Here is a 20,669-nt window from a genome sequence, read left to right as displayed (position 1 = left end):
GCACCCCTTCCACAGGAGCAATGTCATGATCCTTCGTCGCCACTTCCTCATGGGCGCAGGCCTTGCCGCCGGCGCGCTCTCGGCCCCTTCCGTGCTGCGCGCCCAGGAGCGCACCATCAAGATGGGCTCGCTGAGGCTCATCCATTCCATGCCGCCGCATTTCTATGAGCGCTTCGCGCCGGCCGGGACCAAGATCGAGATCATCACCTTCGACTCACCCACCGACGGCAAGAACGCCGTCGTCACCAAGTCGGTCGATTTCGGCGCCTTCGGCATCGCCGCGGCGACGCTCGGCCGGGCGGCGGGCGAGCCCGTCGTGGTGGTCGGCGCCTTCTCCAACAAGGGCATGGGCGTCGTCTCGAAGGCCGGCTCCGACGTCAAGACGGTGAAGGATCTCAAGGGCAAGCGCGTCGGCATCTGGCCGGGCTCCACCCAGGAGGTCTTCATCATGGAGCGCCTGCGCATGGAGGGCCTGTCGATCCGCGACGTGACCGCGGTGCGCGTGCCCTTCGGCGAGATGCACGCCATGCTGTCGCGCGGCGACATCGACGCCTATGTCGGCGCCGAGCCGGGCCCGGGCCTGTCCATCTCCTCGGGCGTCGGCCAGCTGGTCGAGTATCCCTATGGCACTGCCATGGGCGGCCTGAACATGGTCTTCGCCACCCATGAGGACACGGTGTCCGGCAGGCCGGCCCTGGTGCGCGACGCGCTGACGATCCATCGCAAGGCGGTCGAGTTCATGCTCGCCAACAAGCCTGCCGTGGCGGAGATGACGGTGCAGCGCCTCGGCGCCAACCGCGCAGCCGTCGATCATGCGCTCGGCGCCAACAATGTCGAGTATGCCTGGAAGCTCGACGACACGGTGCTCAAGCAGGCCAAGACCTATGCCGAGCAGATGCTGTCGCTGCGCCAGATCCGCCAGCTGCCGGACTTCGACAAGTTCCTGAACCCGACCTTCTCGAACCAGGTCGCCACCGCCTGACGGCGCTGAACCCGGCCGTCCGCTCCTGAGCGGACGGCCACCGCTTTCCGACAGGAGGACCAACGACATGGCGATGGTCGAGACCGCGCCGCCACCGGCGGCGGTGACGCTGGACAAGCCGGTGGGGAAATCGCCCTGGGAGCGGCTGAAGCCGACGGTCCTGGCGCTCATCGTGCCGGGCCTGTTGCTGCTGTTCTGGCACATCGCCACGACGCGTCGCTGGACGCGGCTGATCCCGACCCCCTACGAGGTCGGCGAGTACATGATCGATTTCGCCGTCGGCGGCATTTATGACGACGCCTTCTCGGCAACCCTCGTCACCCATCTCCTCGCCTCGATGGGCCGTGTCTATGGCGGCTTCGCCCTTGCCGCGCTCTTCGCCCTGCCGCTCGGGCTGATGATCGGACGCATCCCCACCGCGCGGATGGTGCTCGACCCCTTCCTCCAGGTGATGCGCCCCATTCCGGTCACCGCCTGGCTGCCGCTGTCGATGATCCTGTTCGGGCTCGGGCCGCGCTCGGCCTTCGCCCTCGTCTGCCTCGGCGCCTTTTATCCGATCCTGCTCAACACGATCTTCGGCGTGCGCTCGGTGGACCCCAAGCTGTTCGAGGCCGCCTCGATGCTGGGCTGCCAGGGCAATGCCCAGTTCTACAAGGTGGTGCTGCCGGCTGCCCTGCCCTCCATCTTCACCGGCCTTCGCCTTGGCCTCGGCCTCGCCTGGTTCGTCATCGTCGTCGGCGAGATGACCGGCGTGCCGCAGGGCCTCGGCGCCGTCATCATGGATGGACGGACGCTCTCCCGCACCGAACTCGTCATCTGCGGCATGATCATCATCGGCATTGCCGGCTACATCTCAGACCGCATCGTCGTGATGATCGGCAACCGCATGCTCAAGTGGAGCCCGACCCACCATGGCTGAGTCGAAAACGCCGATCATCGAGATCAAGCAGGTCTCCAAGGTCTTCAAACTGCAGGACCAGACGATCAACGCCCTGCACGATGCCAACATCACCATCCGCAAGGGCGAGTTCGTCTGCCTGATCGGCGCGTCGGGCTGCGGCAAGTCCACATTGCTCCGCATCATCGCCGGCTTCGAGCAGCCGACCAGCGGCAAAGCGCTGATGTGGGGCACGCCGATCGCCGGGCCCGACCCGACCCGCGGCATGGTCTTCCAGGACTATGCGCTGTTTCCCTGGCTGTCGGTGCGCGACAATATCGGCTTCGGCCCCGCCTCCCGCGGCCTTGCGAAGCCGGTGGTGAAGGAGACGGTCGACAAGTTCATCGAGCTCGTCGGCCTCACCAAATTCGCCAATGCCTATCCGCACCAGCTCTCCGGCGGCATGAAGCAGCGCGTCGCCATCGCGCGGGTGCTGGCCAATGACGCCGAGATCGTGCTGATGGACGAGCCCTTCGGCGCGCTCGATGCCATGACGCGTGAGCGCCTGCAGGACGAGCTCCTCGACATCTGGCAGCGCACCGGGCTGACGGTGGTGTTCGTGACCCATTCCATCGAGGAGGCGATCTTCCTCGCCGACCGCGTGGTGGTGATGACGCCGGGACCCGGGCGGATCGAGAGCGACAACCCGCTGATCCTGCCGCGGCCGCGCGATGTCGCGAGCCCGGAGTTCAACGAGGTCCGCCGCGTGCTCGGCGCCAAGCTGCACAGCCACCACGGCAAGAAGGCGGCGTGACAGAGGTGTGACGCCGGCCTTGCTCTCGCGCAAGGCGGAGAGCCCCGAGACCCCCTAGCGTTCCGGCATCATCACGCCGGCACGCTGGAGGGTTCCATGGCCGAACGCACGTCATTGCAGGGCAAGGTCGCGCTCATCACCGGCGCCGCCGGTGCCATTGGCCGCGCCACCGCCATCCTGATGGCCGATCGCGGCGCGGCGATCGTTGCCGTCGATCGGGACGGATCGGACCTCACGGGGCTCGCCGCCGCCCTCCCTCCCGACGCGCGATGCGCACCCGTCACCGCGGATGTCCGCACGGAGCGCGACGTCGCGGCCTATGCAGCGGCGGCGGTGAAGGCCTTCGGGCGCATCGACATCTTCGTCAACAATGCGGGGGTCGAGGGAATGGTGAAGCCGGTCGAGGACTATCCGCTCGACGCCTTCCGGGCCGTCATCGACATCAATGTGATCGGCGTCTTCCTCGGGCTGAAGCACGTGCTGCCGGTGATGTACGCCCAAGGCTCGGGCTGCATCGTCAACATGTCGAGCATCGCCGGCCTCAAGGGCACGCCGGGCCTGTCCGCCTATACCGCGTCGAAACATGCGGTCATCGGCATCACCCGTTCGGTGGCGGCGGAGGCCGGCCCACGCGGCGTGCGCGTCCTCTCGGTCAATCCCGGGCCGATCGAGAGCCGGATGATGGATTCGATCAATGCCGGGCAGAGCCCCGATGCGGCGGCGGCCCATGCCGCCGTCGCGGCCATGGTGCCGCAGCAGCGCTACGGGCGCGTGGAGGAGGTGGCCGAGCTCGTGGCCTTCCTGTCATCGGATGCCGCCGGCTATTGCCACGGCGGCATCTACAGCGTCGACGGCGGCATGTGCGCCGTCTGATAGCCCTCAGGCGGTGGCCACCGGCTCCGCCAGCACCAGCGCCCAGAACACCCGGTAGCGCGAGCCCGGCCGAAAGCCTGTGGCGATGCCAAGGCGCGTCACGCCGGGGTTGAGCATGTTGGCGCGGTGGGGCGGCGAATCGCGCCAGCCGGAAAAGGCCTCGGCGAGGGTGAGATAACCGGCCGAAGTGTTCTCCACCGCGGCGCGGTGACGATAGCCGGCGGTGGTGAGGCGGGCACCCACCGTGCCGGTCCGCACGCCGACCTGGTCGGCCTGGGCCATGGCGGCCGCCTGCGCCTCAGCCACCGCCATCAGAACCGGATCGACGCTGAGGGAACCGCGGCCATTGTTGCGGCGGAAGCCGGAGATCATCTCGGCGGCCATGGCGGCGTCCACGCGCGCGCCGGTCTGGGCGAGGTTGCGATAGAAGCTCGGCTGGCTCGGCGCCTGGACCGGCGGGGCGGAACAGGCGGCAAGGAGAGCGGCGCCGCCACCGACGAGGATCGTCCTGCGCCCGAGAACCGCTGCCTCGCCATTCAGATACCGTTCAGCCATCGAACCATTTCCTCTGTCATCGCCACCCATGCCCAGACGCGCATGGATGCGCGCCAATGGTTAAGCAAACATCTCAACCTTCTCTCAACCTCGGCATGGTTGAAAAAGGTTTGGACAGGAAATGGGACGGGATCATGCCCTGGTATCGTTGCGACGCCCGCGGGGAGACCGACAACGCCGGACCGCGTTTCGCGGCCACGCGCTTCATCGAGGCCGACATGGCTGAAACGGCTGCGCTGAAGGCGCGCCAGAGCCTCGGCCGCGAGCTGGTGCGCTTCGGTGTGTCGCCGCTCGAGGCGGAAAAGCATGTGGCGGTGGAGACCGTCCGGCGCATCGACGAGGAGGACGTGCCCGGCATCGTCGCTCCCGACATGGTGTGGCTGCAGCCGGCCTGATGGTTACCTGAGCGCGGCGTGGGGCTTTGAAGCCCCGCGCTCACGCCGTCAGTGAACGGCGAGGCCCGGCAGGTCGATCATCGCCGCGCCGAGGATGACACCCGGACGACGGGGCGAGCCGGTCTGGACGATGATCGCCAGCTTCTCGCAGTCGGGCGCCACGAGTTCGCGGCGGGAGATGGTCACGGTGCGCGGCCCGCCGCCCCACTCGCCGAGATTGGCGTGGGAGCGCACGACATTGCGATAGACCATGGTCTGGCCGCGGTTCTCGCCGCGAGTGATGTCCACCGGCTGGCGGGACGACACACCGAAGAGGAAGATGGTCGCCGGGTTCTCCGGGCTGACGCCATTAATGCTCGGCGGCAGGACGAGGGTGATCGTGTCGCCGGCAACGCGCAGGCTCACCGGCACCGACAGCGCGCCCGGCTGGCCGCGGCTCTGCTCCATCACGCGCTCGACGGCAGCACGGTCGGAACCGATGGCGTGGCCGACACCGTTGACGATCATCTGCGGCGTGTAGATCTGCCGGTCGCCGCGCATATAGGCATAGGCCTTCTGGCGCTTGGCGTGGATCGGGTTGGCCAGCGTGTCGCGCCAGCCCAGATAGTCCCAATAGTCGACGGCCAGCGTCAGGGCGATGACATCAGGCCGGTCGGCGACCTCGGCGATGAAGCGGTCGGCCGGAGGGCAGGACGAGCAGCCCTGGCTGGTAAAGAGTTCGAGCACTGCCGTGGGACGCTGCTGTGCCGAAGCCGGGCCGCCAACAAAGGCGACCATGGCCAGCACGAGCCCCACGCTCCATTTCACAACACCCATCGGAATCCGCCCCGATATCGTGACCTTGCCGGTCCCGCGGCCCGTCTTTAGGCCCGCCGGCACCGCCAAGGCTACTCACGGTTGGGTGAATGTCCCGCAAACGGCCGTGAGCACCGCCCCATCCCCAAAAGATAATGGCGGCCTGGCGAAAAAGCCAAGCCGCCGTCGCGGGTTCTTGATCAGGATCAGGCGGCGAGGTCGCGCAGCACGTACTGGAGGATGCCGCCGTTCTTGAAGTACTCGATCTCGTCCAGCGTATCGATGCGGCAGAGGATCGGCACCTTCTTCACCTTGCCGTCGGCGAAGGTGACCTCGGCCTCCATCTTCTGGCGCGGCTTGACCTTCTCGAGGCCCTTGATGGTGACGGACTCGTCGCCCTTCAGGCCGAGGGTGGCCCAGGTGGTGCCCTCCTCGAGGGTGAAGGGGACGATACCCATGCCGACGAGGTTCGAGCGGTGGATGCGCTCGAAGGACTGGGCGATGACGGCGCGGACGCCAAGCAGGTTGGTGCCCTTGGCGGCCCAGTCACGCGACGAACCGTTGCCGTATTCGACGCCGGCGAAGACAACCAGCGGCACCTTCTCGCCGCGGTACTTCATGGCGGCGTCGTAGATCGACATCTCATCCTTCGAGGGATAGTGGATCGTGTAGCCGCCTTCCTTGCCGTTCGGGCCCATCATGTGGTTGCGAATGCGAATGTTGGCGAAGGTGCCACGCATCATCACTTCATGGTTGCCGCGGCGGGTGCCGTACTGGTTGAAGTCGGCGACGTCGACCTTGTTGTCGATGAGGTACTTGCCCGCCGGGCTCGCCGCCTTGATCGAACCGGCCGGCGAGATGTGGTCGGTGGTGATCTTGTCGCCGAACAGGCCGAGGATGCGGGCGCCCTCGATGTTGCTGATGGCGTTCGGCTTCATGCCCATGCCGACGAAGTAGGGCGGGTTCTGCACATAGGTCGACTTGTCGTCCCAGGCATAGGTCTGGCCGGTCGGGGCCTTCACCTTGGCCCAGTTGGCGTCGCCCTTGAACACGTCGGCATAGCGCTCCTTGAAGAGCTTCTTGGTGACGTTCTTGGCGATGAAGGCGTTGATCTCCTGCGAGGACGGCCAGATGTCGCGCAGATAGACGGGGTTGCCCTTCTTGTCGGTGCCGATCGGCTCCTTGGTGAGGTCCATGGTGACCGAACCGGCCAGCGCATAGGCGACGACGAGGGGGGGCGAGGCGAGATAGTTCGCCTGCACGTCGGGGGAGACGCGGCCCTCGAAGTTGCGGTTGCCGGAGAGCACGGCCGAGGCGATCAGGCCGCTGTCGTTGATGGCCTTGGAGATCTCGGCCGGCAGCGGGCCGGAATTGCCGATGCAGGTGGTGCAGCCGAAGCCGACCAGGTTGAAGCCGAGCTTGTCGAGATCCTTCTGCAGGCCGGAATTCGACAGGTACTCCGCGACGACCTGACTGCCGGGGGCGAGCGAGGTCTTCACCCAGGGCTTGGTCTTCAGGCCCTTGGCGATGGCGTTGCGGGCGAGCAGGCCCGCGGCGAAGAGCACGGCCGGGTTCGAGGTGTTGGTGCAGGAGGTGATGGCGGCGATGACCACGTCACCATGGCCGAGGGTGAAGTCCTTGCCCTCGACCTTGACGCGGCGGCTCATCTCGGCGGCCTTCTTGTAGTCCTTCTCCATGGCATCGGCGAAGCCGGCGCCCACCGCCTCGAGGGCGACGCGGCCCTCGGGACGCTTCGGGCCGGCCATCGAGGGGACGACCTCGCCGAGCTCCAGCGAGAGCGTGTCGGTGAAGACCGGATCGGCCGAGCCCTTGGTGCGGAAGAGGCCCTGCGCCTTCGCATACTTCTCCACCAGCGCGATGCGGGCGGACTTGCGGCCCGAGGTGGTGAGGTAGTTCAGCGTCTCGTCATCGACGGGGAAGAAGCCGCAGGTGGCGCCGTATTCCGGGGCCATGTTGGCGATGGTGGCGCGGTCGGCCAGCGTCATGTTGTTGAGGCCGGGGCCGTAGAACTCGACGAACTTGCCGACGACGCCCTTCTTGCGGAGCATCTGGGTGACGGTCAGCACGAGGTCGGTGGCGGTGACGCCCTCCTTCAGCTTACCCGTGAGCTTGAAGCCGATGACCTCGGGCAGCAGCATGGACTGCGGCTGGCCGAGCATGGCGGCCTCGGCCTCGATGCCGCCGACGCCCCAGCCGAGAACGGCAAGGCCGTTGACCATGGTGGTGTGGCTGTCGGTGCCCACCAGCGTGTCGGGATAGGCGATCTCGACGGTCTCGGTGACGGTCTTGCCACGGACGGTCTTCTTCACCTTCTCCTTCTTCGTCCAGACGGTCTGGGCGAGATATTCGAGGTTCACCTGGTGGCAGATGCCGGTGCCGGGCGGCACGACGGAGAAGTTCTTGAAGGCCTGCTGGCCCCACTTCAGGAAGCGGTAGCGCTCACCGTTGCGGGCATATTCGAGGTCGACGTTCTTCTTGAAGGCCTTGGGCGAGCCGAACTCGTCGACGATGACCGAGTGGTCGATGACGAGGTCGACGGGCACGAGCGGGTTGATCTTCTGCGGGTCACCGCCGAGCGCCTTCATGGCATCGCGCATGGCGGCGAGGTCAACGACCGCCGGCACGCCGGTGAAGTCCTGCATCAGCACGCGGGCCGGGCGGAAGGCGATCTCCTTGCCGGCCTTGCCCTTGTCCTTGATCCAGGCGGCGACCGCCTCGATGTCGGCCTTGGTGACGGAGCGGCCGTCCTCGGCGCGCAGCAGGTTCTCGAGCAGCACCTTCATCGAGAAGGGCAGGGCCGAAATGCCGGCGAGGCCGTTCTTCTCGGCCTCCTTCAGGCTGTAATAGACGTAGGACTTGGTGCCGACCTTGAGCGTCTTGCGGGCCTTGAAGCTGTCGAGCGACATGAAGCGGTGATCCCCTCGATATGAGGCCGTCGACGCGCCCGGACAGGGACTGTCGGACGATGCGGAAGACGCGGCGGCCGTTCGGCGGCGTTATAGAGGGATTCCAATCAGCCCGCCATATGGTTAGAAGCGCATATCGCCTCTCGCAGATCACCCTTTCGTCGCGTAGGAATGCGGCATGTTGCGCCTCATCGCCGATGCCCTGACCTGCCAGCGCGGCGGCCGCGTCGTCTTCTCCGATCTCAGCTTCACCGTGACCGCCGGCGAGGCGGTCCAGGTCACCGGGCCGAACGGCGCCGGCAAGTCGAGCCTCCTGCGCCTGATTGCGGGATTGGTGCGCGCCGAATCCGGCCACCTCGCCCTCGAAGGGGGCGATCCCGAGGCTCGGTTAAGCGAGCAATGCCACTATTGCGGCCATCAGGACGCGTTCAAGGGCTCGCTGACTGTGGCCGAAAACCTGTCTTTCTGGACCGATTTCCTCGGCGGCGGCGGCATCGCCGCTCCGGACGCCATGGAGCGGCTCGGCATCGGCCATCTCGCGGATCTGCCGGCCGGGTACCTTTCCGCCGGCCAGCGGCGGCGCCTGGCGCTCGCCCGCCTTCTCACTGTCAGCCGGCCGGTCTGGCTGCTCGACGAGCCGACAGCAGCCCTCGACGTCGCCAGCCAGGGCGTCCTCACCGGCATCATGGCCGAGCATGTGGCGGCCGGCGGCATCATCCTCGCCGCGACCCACGGACCGCTCGGCCTGCCGGTGCGCGACCTGTCGCTCGCCCGCACCGTTGCCACAGCTCCGGTCGCCGCATGAGATCGCCGCTCGCCGCCATCTTCCGCCGCGACCTCATGCTCGCCACCCGAATCGGTGGCGGCGCCATGGTCGGCGTCGTCTTTTTCCTGGCGGTGGTGACCATCGTGCCCTTCGGCGTCGGTCCGGACATGAACCTGCTCGCCCGCATCGGGCCTGCGATCCTGTGGATCGGGGCGCTGCTGGCGACGCTGCTCGGCCTCGACCGCATCTTCCAGGCCGATGCCGATGACGGCTCGCTCGACATCATGATGATGGCGGAGACGCCCCTGCCGCTCGTCATCGCCGCCAAGGCCGCGGCGCATTGGCTCGCCACCGGCCTGCCGCTGGTGGCGGCGGCACCGCTTCTCGGCCTTTTCCTCAACGTGCCGCCGGAGGCGATGGGCGCGGTGGCGCTCACCCTTGCCGCCGGCACGCCGGCGCTGAGCCTCATCGGCGCGGTCGGGGCGGCGCTGGCGGTCAGCCTCAGGCGCGGCGGCCTGCTCATGGCCATCCTCGTCCTGCCGCTCACCATTCCCGTGCTGATCTTCGGCGTCGCGGCGACGACATCGGTCATCGTCGGGCCACTGCCCTTCGGCCAGCCCTTCGCCATCCTTCTGGCGCTGTCTCTGATGAGCCTGGTGCTCGGGCCGGTCGCGGCGGCGGCCGCCCTGCGCTTCGGGCTGGAATAGGGCCGGACAGGTCCGGCCCGTTCCTCCTGTTCGACTCAGCTCTTCGGGGTCGTCTGCTCCCAGGCCGCCGGCATCTGGGCGATGAAGCCGTCGAGCCAGGCGACAAGGCGCGGATGGGTCTTGCGCCAGGCGCCCTCGAAGCGGATGTCCTGGTAGCCAAGCGCGCAGGCCAGCGTGATGGTGCCGACATTGACGGCGAGCGCGGGCGGTGCGGCCTCCAGCGCCGCCATGGCGCGCTCGACCTTGCCGCGCTGATGGGCGACCCACTTCTCCGACCGGGCCGCCTCGTCGTGGAACATCGCCTCGTAGCGAGTGAGGATCAGCGCATCCATGATGCCATCGGCCAACGACTGCAGCGTCAGCGCGGCGATGCGCGCCTTGGCCTCGGCGGGGATGATGCGGCCGCCGCCGGCGAGGAGATCGAGCGCCTCGAGGATGACGCGGCTGTCATAGACGACCGAGCCGTCCTCCTGGACGAGGGCCGGGATCTTGCCGAGCGGGTTGGCGCGGCGGATCGGATCCTCCGGGTTCATCGTGTCGGTGCCGACGACGGTGACCTTGTCCATCAGCCCGAGATGGAGGAGCGCCAGCTTCACCTTGCGGCCGAAGGGGGAGAAGGGCGAGGAGTGCAGCGTCAGGGCCATGGAGGCGTTTCCCGGTTCCGGTTCTTGTGCGGCGCGGACCCTGCACAGGCCCTCGCATGGCGGTCAAGAGGCGGTGGCGGAGGACCCCAGCGCAGCCGCTCGCCTTGCCGCGACGCACCCTGGACCCCATAATCGGCGCTTCGCTTCGCATGGCTCCATGAAGACCGACTCACCCTATTTCGACCGCATCCGGGTCAAGCCCGAGGACGACCGGCGCGCCCGTGCGCGGCCCGGAACGCGGGTCTGCGCCCATCCGAACTGCGATCTCGAGGCAACCCACCGTGCGCCGCTTGGCCGCGATCGCGAGGGGGAGTTCGTCTGGTTCTGCCTAGACCACGTGAAGGAATACAACGCCAGCTACAACTACTTCGCCGGCATGAACGACGCTGCGGTTGCCGCCTATCAGAAGGACGCGCTGACCGGCCACCGGCCGACCTGGAACATGGGCGTCAATTCCTGGACGAAGGAGGGCCGCCGCCCGGATCCCCGCGCCTCAACCGGCCCGGGGGCGGGATTCGACCCGCGCAAGGGCGCCGACCCCTTCGGCCTGTTCGAGGATGCGGAATGGCGCCAGCCCGGCGCGCGCGCGCCGGAGCCCGAGGGGCGGATGATCCGCAATGCCGAGCGCAAGGCGCTGAGCACGCTCAACCTCGACATTCAGGCCAGCCCGGCGGAGATCAAGGCGCGGTTCAAGGAACTGGCGAAGCGGCTGCACCCGGATTCCAACGGCGGCGACCGTTCGCACGAGGACAAGCTGCGCGAGATCATCCAGGCCTACAACTACCTGAAATCCGTCGGGTTCTGCTGATACGGACCGGTTAATCGATCGGACGCATCAGAATTTCGAATGGCATTCCCGCAAAGGGCACCCTTCCGGGCGCGCGCGACGATCTGGTAAGGTCGACGCCGATCGTCAAGACAAGTCACGCTGCGCAGCGCGCGGCATCGGAGGTTCTTTCGTGACAGTGCAGACCGACAAGGTGTCCGGCGTCCCGGATACGACCCTTTCCGTGCGCCAGACGTTCGGCATCGATTCCGACATGCAGGTGCCGGCCTTCGCGGCCGGCGGCGACCATGTGCCGGACCTCGATCCCGACTACCTGTTCGACAAGCCGACGACGCTGGCGATCCTCGCGGGCTTCGCCCACAACCGCCGCGTCATGGTCTCGGGCTATCACGGCACGGGCAAGTCGACCCATATCGAGCAGGTCGCCGCCCGCCTCAACTGGCCCTGCATCCGCGTCAACCTCGACAGCCACGTCTCGCGCATCGACCTCGTCGGCAAGGACGCGATCGTGCTGAAGGAGGGCAAGCAGGTCACCGAGTTCCGCGACGGGATCCTGCCCTGGGCCTACCAGCACAATGTCGCGCTGGTCTTCGACGAGTACGATGCTGGCCGCCCGGACGTGATGTTCGTCATCCAGCGCGTGCTGGAATCCTCGGGCCGCCTCACCCTGCTCGACCAGAGCCGGGTCATCCGTCCTCATCCCGCTTTCCGCCTCTTCGCCACCGCCAACACGGTCGGCCTCGGCGACACGACGGGCCTCTATCACGGCACGCAGCAGATCAACCAGGCGCAGATGGACCGCTGGTCCATCGTCACCACGCTGAACTACCTGCCGCATGACAACGAGGTCGGCATCATCCTCGCCAAGGCGAAGAGCTTCGCCAAGACGGCCGAGGGCCGCGACCAGGTGAACAAGATGGTGCGCGTGGCGGACCTCACCCGCAACGCCTTCATGAACGGCGACCTGTCGACCGTTATGAGCCCGCGCACCGTGCTGACCTGGGCCGAGAACGCCGACATCTTCAAGGATATCGGCTTCGCCTTCCGGCTCACGTTCCTGAACAAGTGCGACGAGCTCGAGCGGGCGCTGGTCGCCGAGTTCTACCAGCGCTGCTTCGGCCAGGAGCTGCCGGAGAGCGCCGTCAACGTGGCGCTGAGCTAAGGCCACGCGGAGGCAACGACATGGCCGGCCCGACGATCCCATCGCAGGCCGGCCTCGTCGTCACCGCTGAAACCCGCGTGGCCGAAACGGCCCGCGCGGTCGTTCGCGGCCTCACCGCCTACAACACGGTGAAGGCCGGGCCGTCGAAGTGGAAGCGCTTCGCCGTGTCGGTCCGCAAGGACGGGGTCGTCCGCGGCGGCATCGTCGGCTCGACCATGTGGAACTGGTGCTTCATCGAGCTCCTGTGGATCGACGAGGCGCTGCGCGGCACCAGGATCGGCACCGAGCTGATGGCCAAGGCCGAGGCGCTGGCGGCCAAGCGCGGGGCACGCCACATCTATGTCGACACCTTCTCCTTCCAGGGAGACGGCTTCTACCAGAAGCTGGGATACGAGACTTACGGCGAGCTTGGCGACTTTCCGCCGGGCCATCGCCGCATCTGGCTGAAAAAGGACCTCCCGTGAGCTCCAATTCCAAGGCGAAGCCAAACACCAAGGAGAGCCCGACCGAGCCGTTCAAGCGGTCGGTCGCCTCCTGCATGCGCGCCATCGCCCGCCGCGACATCGAGGTCACCTATGCGCCGGACAAGCCGGGCCTCGCCGGCGACAAGGCGCGCCTGCCGGAGCCGCCGCGCAAGCTCTCGCCGAAGGACGCTGCCATCGTGCGCGGCCATGGCGACGCCATGGCGCTGCGCCTCGCCGTGCACAATTCCAAGGTCCACCGCGCCCTCGTGCCGGACGGCCAGGCGGCCCGCGCCGTCTTCGAGGCGGTGGAGAATGCCCGCATCGAGGCCATCGGCTCGAACCGCATGACTGGCGTCGCGCAGAACCTCACGGCGCGGCTCGAAGACCACTACCACCGCATGGGCAAGTACGAGGAGATCACCGACAAGGCCGATGCGCCGCTGGAGGATGCCCTCGCCCTGATGGTGCGCGAGAGGCTGACGGGACAGGCGGCGCCGGCCCAGGCGGCGAAAATCGTCGATCTGTGGCGCGACACGATCGAGGCCAAGGCCGGCAAGAACCTCGAGGCCCTGGTCGGGCTGGAGCACAACCAGCGCGCCTTCGGCAAGGCGGTGCGCGACCTCCTGACCTCGCTCGACATGGGCGACGAGCAGGGCCGCTCCGACGACGACCAGGACGACGACAATTCCGAGAGCCAGGAGCAGGAGAGCCCGGAATCCGGCGAGAGCCCTGACAGCCAGGACGAGGAATCCTCCGAAGGCATGCAGATGGACGAGGCCGAGGAGATGGCCGACGAGGCGCCCGACGGCGCCCAGGAGGCCTCCGAGGCCGAGACCGCCGAACTGCCCGACGAGAACGACCTCGGCGATGCCGACGATGCCAGCGAGCCGTGGCGGCCGAAAAGCCAGCCGGCGGAGCGCAAGGGACCGGACTACAAGCCCTTCACCGCCAAGTTCGACGAGATCATCGACGCGCCTGACCTCTGCGACGCGGAAGAGCTCGACCGGCTGCGCGCCTATCTCGACAAGCAGCTCTCGCATCTCGGCCCTGTCGTGGCGCGCCTCGCGAACCGCCTGCAGCGCCGCCTGATGGCGCAGCAGAACCGCTCGTGGAACTTCGACCTCGAGGAGGGCATCCTCGATCCGGCCCGCCTGCCGCGCGTCATCATGGACCCGATGGCGGCGCTCTCCTTCAAGCAGGAGAGCGACACCAATTTCCGCGACACCGTCGTCACGCTGCTGCTCGATAATTCCGGCTCGATGCGCGGCCGTCCGATCACCGTGGCGGCAACCTGCGCAGACATCCTCGCCCGCACGCTGGAGCGCTGCGGCGTGAAGGTCGAGATCCTCGGCTTCACCACCCGCGCCTGGAAGGGCGGCCAGTCGCGCGAGCATTGGCTGCAGAACGGCAAGCCGGCCAATCCCGGCCGCCTCAACGACCTGCGCCACATCATCTACAAGGCTGCGGACGCGCCCTGGCGGCGCGCGCGCAAGAATCTCGGCCTGATGATGCGCGAAGGGCTCCTCAAGGAGAACATCGACGGCGAGGCGCTGGACTGGGCGCACAAGCGCCTGCTCGGCCGCTCCGAGCAGCGCAAGATCCTGATGATGATCTCGGACGGCGCGCCGGTCGACGATTCCACCCTGTCGGTGAACCCCGGCAACTACCTGGAGCGCCACCTGCGCTGGGTCATCGAGGAAATCGAGACCCGCTCGCCGGTGGAGCTCATCGCCATCGGCATCGGCCACGACGTGACGCGCTACTATCGCCGCGCCGTCACCATCGTCGATGCCGAGGAGCTCGGCGGCGCCATGACCGAGAAGCTCGCCGAGCTCTTCGACGACGATGCCACCGGTGCCGGCACCGCCGCGGCCCTGCGCGGCCGGGCGGCGTGATGCGCCTCGCCTCGCGGCGTCACATCCTTGGCCTTGCCGGCGGTGCCCTGGCGCTGCCGGCCATGGCGCGGCCGGGGGCGGCGCGCTCGCCGGTGCCATCGGCGCCGGTCGACATCACGATCCGCTCCTTCCCCATCAACGCCTTCCTGCCGCGCGACCCCGCCAAAACCGAGTTCGGCGCCTTCACCTATCGCGGCGGGCTGGAGCTGCAGTCCGACTATGCCGGCTTCGGCGGCCTGTCGTCGCTGCGGATGGACGGCACGGGGCGGCGCCTCACCGCCATTTCCGACCAGGGCCAGTGGCTCACCGCGACCCTGGACATGGAGGGCACGCGCCCCTCCGGCCTGTCACAGGCGCGCATGGCGGCGATCCTCGGGCCAGGCGGCCGTCCGCTGGCGCAATCGGGGAACTGGGACACCGAGAGCCTGTGGATCGAGGGCGGCACGGCCTATATCGGCGTCGAGCGCACCCACCGCATCTTCCGCTTCGAGACGTTCGGCCGCGAGGGCGTGCTCGCCCGCGGCGTGCCGCAGCCCGTGCCGATGGGGTCGGAGCGCATGCCGGGCAACCGCGGCATCGAAGCCATAGGCATCCTGCCGCGGCCCTCAGCCCTTGCTGGCACGCTTTGCGCCATCTCGGAGCGGGCGCTGAACGCGGCGGGTGACATCCGCGGCTTCCTGATCGGCACCGGCCCGGCGCGTGAGTTCCTTGTGAAGCGCACCAATGATTTCGACGTCACCGACCTCGCCTTCCTGCCGGGCGGGGACATGCTGCTGCTGGAACGCTGGTTCTCGGCCTGGCGCGGGGTGGCCTTCCGCATCCGCCGCATCGACCTCACCACCATCCGTACCGGGGCGACGGTGGACGGTCCGATCGTGCTGTCGGGTGACATGTCAGCTCAGGTCGACAATATGGAAGGCATCGCCACCCACCGCGGCCCGGAGGGCGAGACCCTCGTCACGCTCTGCTCGGACAACAACTTCTCGTTCCTGCAGCGGACGCTGCTGCTGCAGTTCGCCTATCGGGGGTGAAGGCAGCTTCCCGTCACATCCGATTCACAAAATGGGCGGCGGGCACTGGCATGGCGTCCCGAAAGCGTGTATAGGCCCGCGTCTTACGATTTCGACTATCGCCCGGGGGGCCTCCTCCTGCGGCCCGCCAGAAGAGAGTTCCATGGCCGTTCCGAGAAGAAAGACGTCGCCCTCGCGTCGCGGCATGCGCCGCTCGCACGATGCCCTCGTTGCCCCGACCTATGTCGAGGACAAGGACTCCGGCAACCTGCGCCGCCCCCACCATGTCGACCTCAAGACCGGCATGTATCGCGGCAAGCAGATCCTGAAGCCGAAGACCACGACCAACGACTGACCACGACCAACGACTGATCGCATCCGATCGTCGGGAATGAAAAAGGCCGGTCCAGCGACCGGCCTTTTGTTTTGCGCTCGGCAGGCGAGGCTCACTCGCCGGTATCGGCCTTGAGGCCGGCGGCGGCGATGCCAGCCAGCGCGCAGACCTCGTCATTGTCCGAGGTGTCGCCGGAGACACCGACCGCGCCGAGCAGCACGCCATCGGCATTGCGGATCAGCACGCCGCCCGGCACCGGGGTCAGGCGGTCGCGCGACAGGCCGCCGAGGGCGCCGATGAAGTGCGGGCGCTCCTTGGCCATGCGCTCGAGCGTGCGGCCGCCGACGCCGACCGCAACGCAGCCGAAGGCCTTGCCGTGGGCAATGTCCGGACGCATGAGGGCGTTGCCGTCCTCGACGAGGGTCAGGCGGACGGAGCCGCGCGCATCGACGATGACGATGCCGAGGGGCTTCATGCCCTTCTCGCGGCCGGTGGCGAGGGCGGTATCGGCAATGGTACGGCAGGTGGCGAGGGTGAGGCTCATCGGCGTCTCCGGAAGGTTTCTCCTATCCGGCGGACGGTGCGACTCGCGCCCAGGCGCTGTGGGCTTGCGACAAGCCCTGCATCCCGTGCACAAGCACGACCCGCCGGGGTCGTGGCAGGCCGCCCGGGTTTTGTGTTACCGGTAGAACAAGAATGCGGCCATGCCGCCGGTGATGACAGTTTTTGGCTCCGGGCGAAAGACCCGAGGCAGGAGGAACATCCCTTGACCTATCCGATGCGCGACTTCCACGGCCCCGCCCGCTCCTCCGCCTATGCGACCGAGGCCATGGCGGCCACCTCCCATCCGCTCGCCACCGCCGCCGCCATCGACATCCTCAAGGCCGGCGGTACCGCGGCGGATGCCGCTATCGCTGCGGTCGGCGTCATGGCCGTGGTCGAGCCGCACATGACCGGTATCGGCGGCGACTGCTTCACCCTCATTTCCAAGCCCGGCAAGCCGATCTGGGGCTATAACGGCTCCGGCCGTGCCGCCAAGGCTGTGACCGCCGAAAAGCTGCGCTCCGCCGGCCTCACTTCGGTGCCCACCGATTCCGTTCATGCCATCACCGTGCCCGGCGCGGTCGAGGCCTGGGAGACGATCCTCAAGACCCACGGCCGGTTCGACCTCGGCCGCGTGCTGCAGCACGCCATCCGCTACGCCAAGGAAGGCTGGCCGGTGACGCCGCGCGTCGCTTTCGACTGGCCGACCGATGCGGCCGCCCTTGCCAAGGACGCCGGCGCTGCCCGCCACTACCTCAAGGACGGCCGCGCGCCGACCGCCGGCGAGCGCATGACCAGCGCGGCGCTGGGCGCGACCCTGGAGGAGATCGCCGCCAAGGGCGCCAAGGGCTTCTATGAGGGCCGCGTCGCCGAGGACATCGTCCGCACCATGAAGGCGAAGGGCGGCTTCCTGGAACTGGAGGACCTCGCCGGCCATCGCGGCACGGTGGAGAATCCGGTCATCGGCGACTACAAGGGCGTCGGCGTCGCCGAGTTGCCGCCGAACGGCCAGGGCATCACCGCCCTGATCATCCTCAACATCCTCGAGCAGTTCGACGTGAAGGGCATGGACCCGACCTCGCCGGAGCGGCTCCATATCGGCATCGAGGCGGCCCGCCTCGCCTATTCGCTGCGCGACAGCCACATTGCCGATCCCGCCGCGATGAAGGTGACGGTCGAGCAGCTCATCTCCAAGGACTTCGCCAAGGTCCTCGCCAAGATGATCGACCCGGCGAAGCGGACCCCGCGCCTCATCCCGCCGCCGCCCGGCACCAACACGATCTACTGCACCATCGTCGATCGCGACCGCATGGCGGTGTCGTTCATCAACTCGATCTTCCACCATTTCGGCTCGAAGATCTGCACGCCCGAGACCGGCATCCTGCTGCAGAACCGCGGCGCCAGCTTCAACCTCAACGACGATCACCCGAACTGCATCGGGCCCGGCAAGCGTCCGATGCACACGATCATCCCGGCGATGATGCTGGAAAGGGGCGAGGTCACCTGCTCCTTCGGCGTGATGGGCGGCAGCTACCAGTCGTCCGGCCATGCCCATGTCGTCTGCAACACCGTCGACTACGGCATGGACCCGCAGCAGGCGATCGACTCGCCGCGCGCCTTCTTCGAGGGTGAGAAGACCACGGTGGAGCCGACCTGGCCGGCCGCGACCATCGAGAAGGTCCGCGCCATGGGCCACGACGTGGACGTTACCGTGAAGCCGATCGGCGGCGGCCAGATGATCCGTATCGAGAAGTCCGGCTTCCTCGTCGGCGGCTCGGACGCCCGCAAGGACGGCATGGCGCTCGGCTACTGAGCGCGGTGATCGCCGGCCGTCAGGCGTCGCGGCGCAGGATGGCGCCGGCGGCGGTCGGCTGGGCGGAGGGATCGGCAGCGAGATAGCGCGCCTCGACCGCCTCGCGCTCGGCCCGGCGGCGGCGCGGCATGTCGGCAAGCTTGAGCCGGTTGGCGAGAAGCTGGGCGATGAAGGAGGCGGTCGGCCGGATGGTCGGCCGGTCTTCGGGCAGAACCTGCTGGCTCTCGGTCGGCACGGGCAGTCGCTCCTGAGGCGATGCGAAAGCGGCAGGACCGTTGGCGGCGCGGTGCGGCGCATGGCGCTCGTCGCGGCGCTGCCAGCGCAGGCTGTCGCTCGAAGAGGCGGGCCGGATCGTCGTCATGTGCCACTCCCGGTCAACCGGCGGCCGTGTGGCCTGCCGATGGTGACAAGGTCGCAACCCGCGTGCCGGCGCGGTTGTTCCGGATCGAGACACTTGCAAGCCTTTCGGAAGGTTTCGACCTTCCGCATGGGAATATCAGCAGCCGCGCGCTATCGAACCGCCGTTTCAAAAGGTTTCCTTCACCCTTTTGCGGCCAGATGGCATTCAACGGTTCGCAGAAGGCCAAGCCCGTGCCCGCCCAGGACATGCCCCCCTCCGACAGCGTTGAACCGAACGCCTCCGGCACCCCGGCCCAGGACATCCTGTCCTCGGTCGGAACGGCCACCTATGAGTGGGCGATCCCGGCGGACCGGCTGACCTGGAGCGACAATGCGGCGAGCGTGCTCGGCGTCGAGGCGCGCCAGATCGGCAGCGGCCGCGCCTATGCCCAGCTCATGACGCCCGACTCGCCCGCCGGGCGCTACGAGGCGGTGGTGAACTCGCCCCATGTCGACCGCGGCGAGGGCGTCGCCTACTCGATCGAATATGCCATCCGCACCGCCGCCGGCGCCGTGCACTGGGTGGAGGATGCGGGTCGCTGGTTCGCCTCCAGCGACGGCCGCCCGCTGCACGCCCACGGTGCCGTGCGCATCATCACCGAGAGCTACGAGACGCGCCGCCGCCTGATCGAGGCGAGCGAGTTCGATCCGCTGACCGGCCAGCTGTCGCGCCACCGCTTCTGTGAAGTGCTGGAGGACGCGCTCCAGGACGCGGTGAAGGTGCGCGGCTCGATGGGCCTCATCATCGCCGCCATCGACAGCCTCGCCCATATCAACGAGGCCTATGGCTTCGACGTCGCCGACGAGATCATCGCGGCGGTGGGCAAGCGGATCCGGTCGCGCCTGCGCGGCGGCGACCTGCTTGGCCGCCTCTCCGGCAACAAGTTCGGCATCCTCATGCGCTCCTGCCAGCCGGAGGAAATGGAGACCGCCGCCGAGCGCATCCTGACCGCCGTGCGCGACGACATCTTCCTCACCCGCGCGGGACCGGTGGCGATCACCGTGACCCTCGGCGGCATCGTCGCCCCGCGCCATGCCGAGACGCTGCCGGCGATGATGGGCCGTGCCCAGGAGGCGCTGGACAGCATCAAAGCGCGCCGCCGCGGGGCCTTCCAGATCTATGCGCCGAGCCTCGAGCGCGAACGCGCCCGCCGCGAGAACCTGCGCATCACCGACGAGATCGTCTCCGCCCTGAACGACCGGCGGATCAGCCTCGCCTTCCAGCCCATCGTCACGGCCGGACCGGAGCGGCGCACGGCCTATTACGAGTGCCTGTTGCGCATCCGCCGCGCCGACGGCTCCCTCCTGCCGGCCAGCGCCGTGGTGCCACTCGCCGAGAAGCTCGGTCTCGTCCGCCTCGTGGACGTGCGCGTGCTGGAACTCACCATGGCCGAGCTCATCGCCGCGCCGGATCTCAGGCTGTCGGTGAACGTGTCTCCGGCGACCACCATGGATCTGAGCTGGCTGCGCACGCTGGAAGCCTATCAGCGCACCCATGCCGGGGCGGTCGAGCGGCTCATGGTGGAGATCACCGAGACCTCGGCCATCGCCGACGTGGAGGACACGCGCCGCTTCGTGGCGCGGGTGCAGAGCCTCGGCTGCCGCGTCGCCATTGACGATTTCGGTGCCGGCCACACGTCGTTCCGCAACTTGCGCAAGCTCGGCATCGATTGCGTGAAGATCGACGGCGCCTTCGTTGCGACCTTCCAGTCGAGCGCCGACGATCGCCATTTCGTCCAGACGCTGCTGGATCTCGCCGGGCACATGGAGCTGACGACCATCGCGGAGTGGGTGCCGAGCGAGTCGGTGGCCCAGGTGCTGGCCGATCTCGGCTGCCACTATCTGCAGGGCGACCATACCGGCCCGGCCAGCGAGGAGCGGCCCTGGGTCACGGTTGCGCCGGCCCTGGCGAAGAGCGCCTGAGCCG

The 20,669-nt window shown here is 68.0% G+C and carries 21 protein-coding genes; 15 read left to right on the top strand and 6 right to left on the bottom strand.

Translation table 11 applies throughout. From position 1 onward, the window contains the following. The first annotated feature begins 25 nt into the window (after nt 1–25). From O9344_RS04825 to O9344_RS04810, 4 genes are all read left to right on the top strand, one after another. Nucleotides 26–982: an NrtA/SsuA/CpmA family ABC transporter substrate-binding protein gene (locus O9344_RS04825; protein WP_298473513.1), complete on the top strand. Its 957-nt coding sequence runs from the start codon at nt 26–28 to the stop codon at nt 980–982. Between the two features lie 67 nt (nt 983–1,049). Next, the gene (locus O9344_RS04820; protein WP_298473510.1) at nt 1,050–1,901 is read left to right on the top strand and encodes an ABC transporter permease; all 852 of its coding nucleotides are present in this window, start codon (nt 1,050–1,052) and stop codon (nt 1,899–1,901) included. Then, on the top strand, nt 1,894–2,673 hold the full coding sequence (locus tag O9344_RS04815; RefSeq protein WP_298473507.1) for an ABC transporter ATP-binding protein: 780 nt from the start codon (nt 1,894–1,896) through the stop codon (nt 2,671–2,673). Before O9344_RS04820 ends, O9344_RS04815 begins: the two co-directional genes overlap by 8 nt. Nucleotides 2,674–2,769: 96 nt before the next feature. Continuing rightward, complete coding sequence (locus O9344_RS04810) at nt 2,770–3,546, top strand: SDR family oxidoreductase (RefSeq protein WP_298473505.1); 777 nt, start codon at nt 2,770–2,772, stop codon at nt 3,544–3,546. Between the two features lie 6 nt (nt 3,547–3,552). Here the strand turns inward: O9344_RS04810 and O9344_RS04805 are convergent, their stop codons facing one another. Continuing rightward, nucleotides 3,553–4,101, bottom strand: a complete 549-nt coding sequence (locus O9344_RS04805) for a CAP domain-containing protein (RefSeq protein ID WP_298473502.1) — start codon at nt 4,099–4,101, stop codon at nt 3,553–3,555. 56 nt (nt 4,102–4,157) lie between these two features. On the opposite strand from O9344_RS04805, the gene O9344_RS04800 reads away from it, so the two are divergent. Next, nucleotides 4,158–4,496, top strand: a complete 339-nt coding sequence (locus O9344_RS04800) for a hypothetical protein (RefSeq protein WP_298473499.1) — start codon at nt 4,158–4,160, stop codon at nt 4,494–4,496. Nucleotides 4,497–4,544: 48 nt separating this feature from the next. Here O9344_RS04800 and O9344_RS04795 read toward each other — a convergent pair whose 3' ends face one another. Both O9344_RS04795 and acnA read right to left on the bottom strand, forming a co-directional pair. Continuing rightward, a complete protein-coding gene (locus O9344_RS04795) occupies nt 4,545–5,312 on the bottom strand; it encodes a DUF1223 domain-containing protein (protein ID WP_298473495.1) in 768 nt (255 codons plus the stop codon). A gap of 185 nt (nt 5,313–5,497) precedes the next feature. Continuing rightward, on the bottom strand, nt 5,498–8,218 hold the full coding sequence (gene acnA / locus O9344_RS04790) for an aconitate hydratase AcnA (protein WP_298473491.1): 2,721 nt from the start codon (nt 8,216–8,218) through the stop codon (nt 5,498–5,500). A 178-nt stretch (nt 8,219–8,396) separates the two neighbouring features. On the opposite strand from acnA, the gene ccmA reads away from it, so the two are divergent. Next, nucleotides 8,397–9,023, top strand: a complete 627-nt coding sequence (gene ccmA / locus O9344_RS04785) for a heme ABC exporter ATP-binding protein CcmA (protein ID WP_298473490.1) — start codon at nt 8,397–8,399, stop codon at nt 9,021–9,023. Beyond that, complete coding sequence (ccmB, locus tag O9344_RS04780) at nt 9,020–9,691, top strand: heme exporter protein CcmB (RefSeq protein ID WP_298473487.1); 672 nt, start codon at nt 9,020–9,022, stop codon at nt 9,689–9,691. Before ccmA ends, ccmB begins: the two co-directional genes overlap by 4 nt. A gap of 35 nt (nt 9,692–9,726) precedes the next feature. Here ccmB and O9344_RS04775 read toward each other — a convergent pair whose 3' ends face one another. Further along, nucleotides 9,727–10,335, bottom strand: a complete 609-nt coding sequence (locus O9344_RS04775) for a glutathione S-transferase N-terminal domain-containing protein (RefSeq protein ID WP_298473484.1) — start codon at nt 10,333–10,335, stop codon at nt 9,727–9,729. A gap of 157 nt (nt 10,336–10,492) precedes the next feature. Here O9344_RS04775 and O9344_RS04770 point away from each other — a divergent pair, with 157 nt between their 5' ends. From O9344_RS04770 to rpmF, 6 genes are all read left to right on the top strand, one after another. Further along, nucleotides 10,493–11,143 (top strand): DnaJ domain-containing protein, encoded by a 651-nt coding sequence (locus O9344_RS04770; RefSeq protein WP_298473480.1) that lies wholly within the window; start codon nt 10,493–10,495, stop codon nt 11,141–11,143. Between the two features lie 151 nt (nt 11,144–11,294). Continuing rightward, entirely contained in the window at nt 11,295–12,284 is a 990-nt protein-coding gene (cobS, locus tag O9344_RS04765; protein ID WP_108178884.1) for a cobaltochelatase subunit CobS, read from the top strand. Nucleotides 12,285–12,304: 20 nt separating this feature from the next. Next, on the top strand, nt 12,305–12,748 hold the full coding sequence (locus tag O9344_RS04760; RefSeq protein WP_298473474.1) for a GNAT family N-acetyltransferase: 444 nt from the start codon (nt 12,305–12,307) through the stop codon (nt 12,746–12,748). Further along, nucleotides 12,745–14,643, top strand: a complete 1,899-nt coding sequence (gene cobT / locus O9344_RS04755; protein WP_298473472.1) for a cobaltochelatase subunit CobT — start codon at nt 12,745–12,747, stop codon at nt 14,641–14,643. The genes O9344_RS04760 and cobT overlap by 4 nt, the downstream gene beginning before the upstream one ends. Next, nucleotides 14,643–15,674, top strand: a complete 1,032-nt coding sequence (locus O9344_RS04750) for an esterase-like activity of phytase family protein (protein WP_298473465.1) — start codon at nt 14,643–14,645, stop codon at nt 15,672–15,674. Before cobT ends, O9344_RS04750 begins: the two co-directional genes overlap by 1 nt. A gap of 142 nt (nt 15,675–15,816) precedes the next feature. Further along, nucleotides 15,817–16,008 (top strand): 50S ribosomal protein L32, encoded by a 192-nt coding sequence (gene rpmF / locus O9344_RS04745; protein WP_106750512.1) that lies wholly within the window; start codon nt 15,817–15,819, stop codon nt 16,006–16,008. A gap of 91 nt (nt 16,009–16,099) precedes the next feature. Here rpmF and O9344_RS04740 read toward each other — a convergent pair whose 3' ends face one another. Further along, complete coding sequence (locus O9344_RS04740) at nt 16,100–16,531, bottom strand: heme-binding protein (protein WP_298473462.1); 432 nt, start codon at nt 16,529–16,531, stop codon at nt 16,100–16,102. Between the two features lie 222 nt (nt 16,532–16,753). Between O9344_RS04740 and ggt the strand changes: the two genes are divergently transcribed. Then, nucleotides 16,754–18,343 (top strand): gamma-glutamyltransferase, encoded by a 1,590-nt coding sequence (ggt, locus tag O9344_RS04735; protein WP_363321920.1) that lies wholly within the window; start codon nt 16,754–16,756, stop codon nt 18,341–18,343. Between the two features lie 19 nt (nt 18,344–18,362). Here ggt and O9344_RS04730 read toward each other — a convergent pair whose 3' ends face one another. Beyond that, the gene (locus O9344_RS04730; RefSeq protein ID WP_298473459.1) at nt 18,363–18,704 is read right to left on the bottom strand and encodes a hypothetical protein; all 342 of its coding nucleotides are present in this window, start codon (nt 18,702–18,704) and stop codon (nt 18,363–18,365) included. A 197-nt stretch (nt 18,705–18,901) separates the two neighbouring features. Here O9344_RS04730 and O9344_RS04725 point away from each other — a divergent pair, with 197 nt between their 5' ends. Next, complete coding sequence (locus tag O9344_RS04725) at nt 18,902–20,665, top strand: EAL domain-containing protein (protein ID WP_298473456.1); 1,764 nt, start codon at nt 18,902–18,904, stop codon at nt 20,663–20,665. Nucleotides 20,666–20,669: the final 4 nt, after the last annotated feature.

This window comes from Phreatobacter sp. (assembly GCF_027532945.1).
GTDB lineage: Bacteria > Pseudomonadota > Alphaproteobacteria > Rhizobiales > Phreatobacteraceae > Phreatobacter.
This window is presented reverse-complemented; position numbering and strand designations above follow the sequence as displayed.

Coding starts and splice junctions, on each gene's coding strand:
- O9344_RS04825 (WP_298473513.1), top strand. CDS start 26: ATGATCCTTCGTCGCCACTTCCTCATGGGCGCAGGCCTTGCCGCCGGC.
- O9344_RS04820 (WP_298473510.1), top strand. CDS start 1,050: ATGGCGATGGTCGAGACCGCGCCGCCACCGGCGGCGGTGACGCTGGAC.
- O9344_RS04815 (WP_298473507.1), top strand. CDS start 1,894: ATGGCTGAGTCGAAAACGCCGATCATCGAGATCAAGCAGGTCTCCAAG.
- O9344_RS04810 (WP_298473505.1), top strand. CDS start 2,770: ATGGCCGAACGCACGTCATTGCAGGGCAAGGTCGCGCTCATCACCGGC.
- O9344_RS04805 (WP_298473502.1), bottom strand. CDS start 4,101: ATGGCTGAACGGTATCTGAATGGCGAGGCAGCGGTTCTCGGGCGCAGG.
- O9344_RS04800 (WP_298473499.1), top strand. CDS start 4,158: ATGGTTAAGCAAACATCTCAACCTTCTCTCAACCTCGGCATGGTTGAA.
- O9344_RS04795 (WP_298473495.1), bottom strand. CDS start 5,312: ATGGGTGTTGTGAAATGGAGCGTGGGGCTCGTGCTGGCCATGGTCGCC.
- acnA (WP_298473491.1), bottom strand. CDS start 8,218: ATGTCGCTCGACAGCTTCAAGGCCCGCAAGACGCTCAAGGTCGGCACC.
- ccmA (WP_298473490.1), top strand. CDS start 8,397: ATGTTGCGCCTCATCGCCGATGCCCTGACCTGCCAGCGCGGCGGCCGC.
- ccmB (WP_298473487.1), top strand. CDS start 9,020: ATGAGATCGCCGCTCGCCGCCATCTTCCGCCGCGACCTCATGCTCGCC.
- O9344_RS04775 (WP_298473484.1), bottom strand. CDS start 10,335: ATGGCCCTGACGCTGCACTCCTCGCCCTTCTCCCCCTTCGGCCGCAAG.
- O9344_RS04770 (WP_298473480.1), top strand. CDS start 10,493: ATGAAGACCGACTCACCCTATTTCGACCGCATCCGGGTCAAGCCCGAG.
- O9344_RS04760 (WP_298473474.1), top strand. CDS start 12,305: ATGGCCGGCCCGACGATCCCATCGCAGGCCGGCCTCGTCGTCACCGCT.
- O9344_RS04750 (WP_298473465.1), top strand. CDS start 14,643: ATGCGCCTCGCCTCGCGGCGTCACATCCTTGGCCTTGCCGGCGGTGCC.
- rpmF (WP_106750512.1), top strand. CDS start 15,817: ATGGCCGTTCCGAGAAGAAAGACGTCGCCCTCGCGTCGCGGCATGCGC.
- O9344_RS04740 (WP_298473462.1), bottom strand. CDS start 16,531: ATGAGCCTCACCCTCGCCACCTGCCGTACCATTGCCGATACCGCCCTC.
- O9344_RS04730 (WP_298473459.1), bottom strand. CDS start 18,704: ATGACGACGATCCGGCCCGCCTCTTCGAGCGACAGCCTGCGCTGGCAG.
- O9344_RS04725 (WP_298473456.1), top strand. CDS start 18,902: ATGGCATTCAACGGTTCGCAGAAGGCCAAGCCCGTGCCCGCCCAGGAC.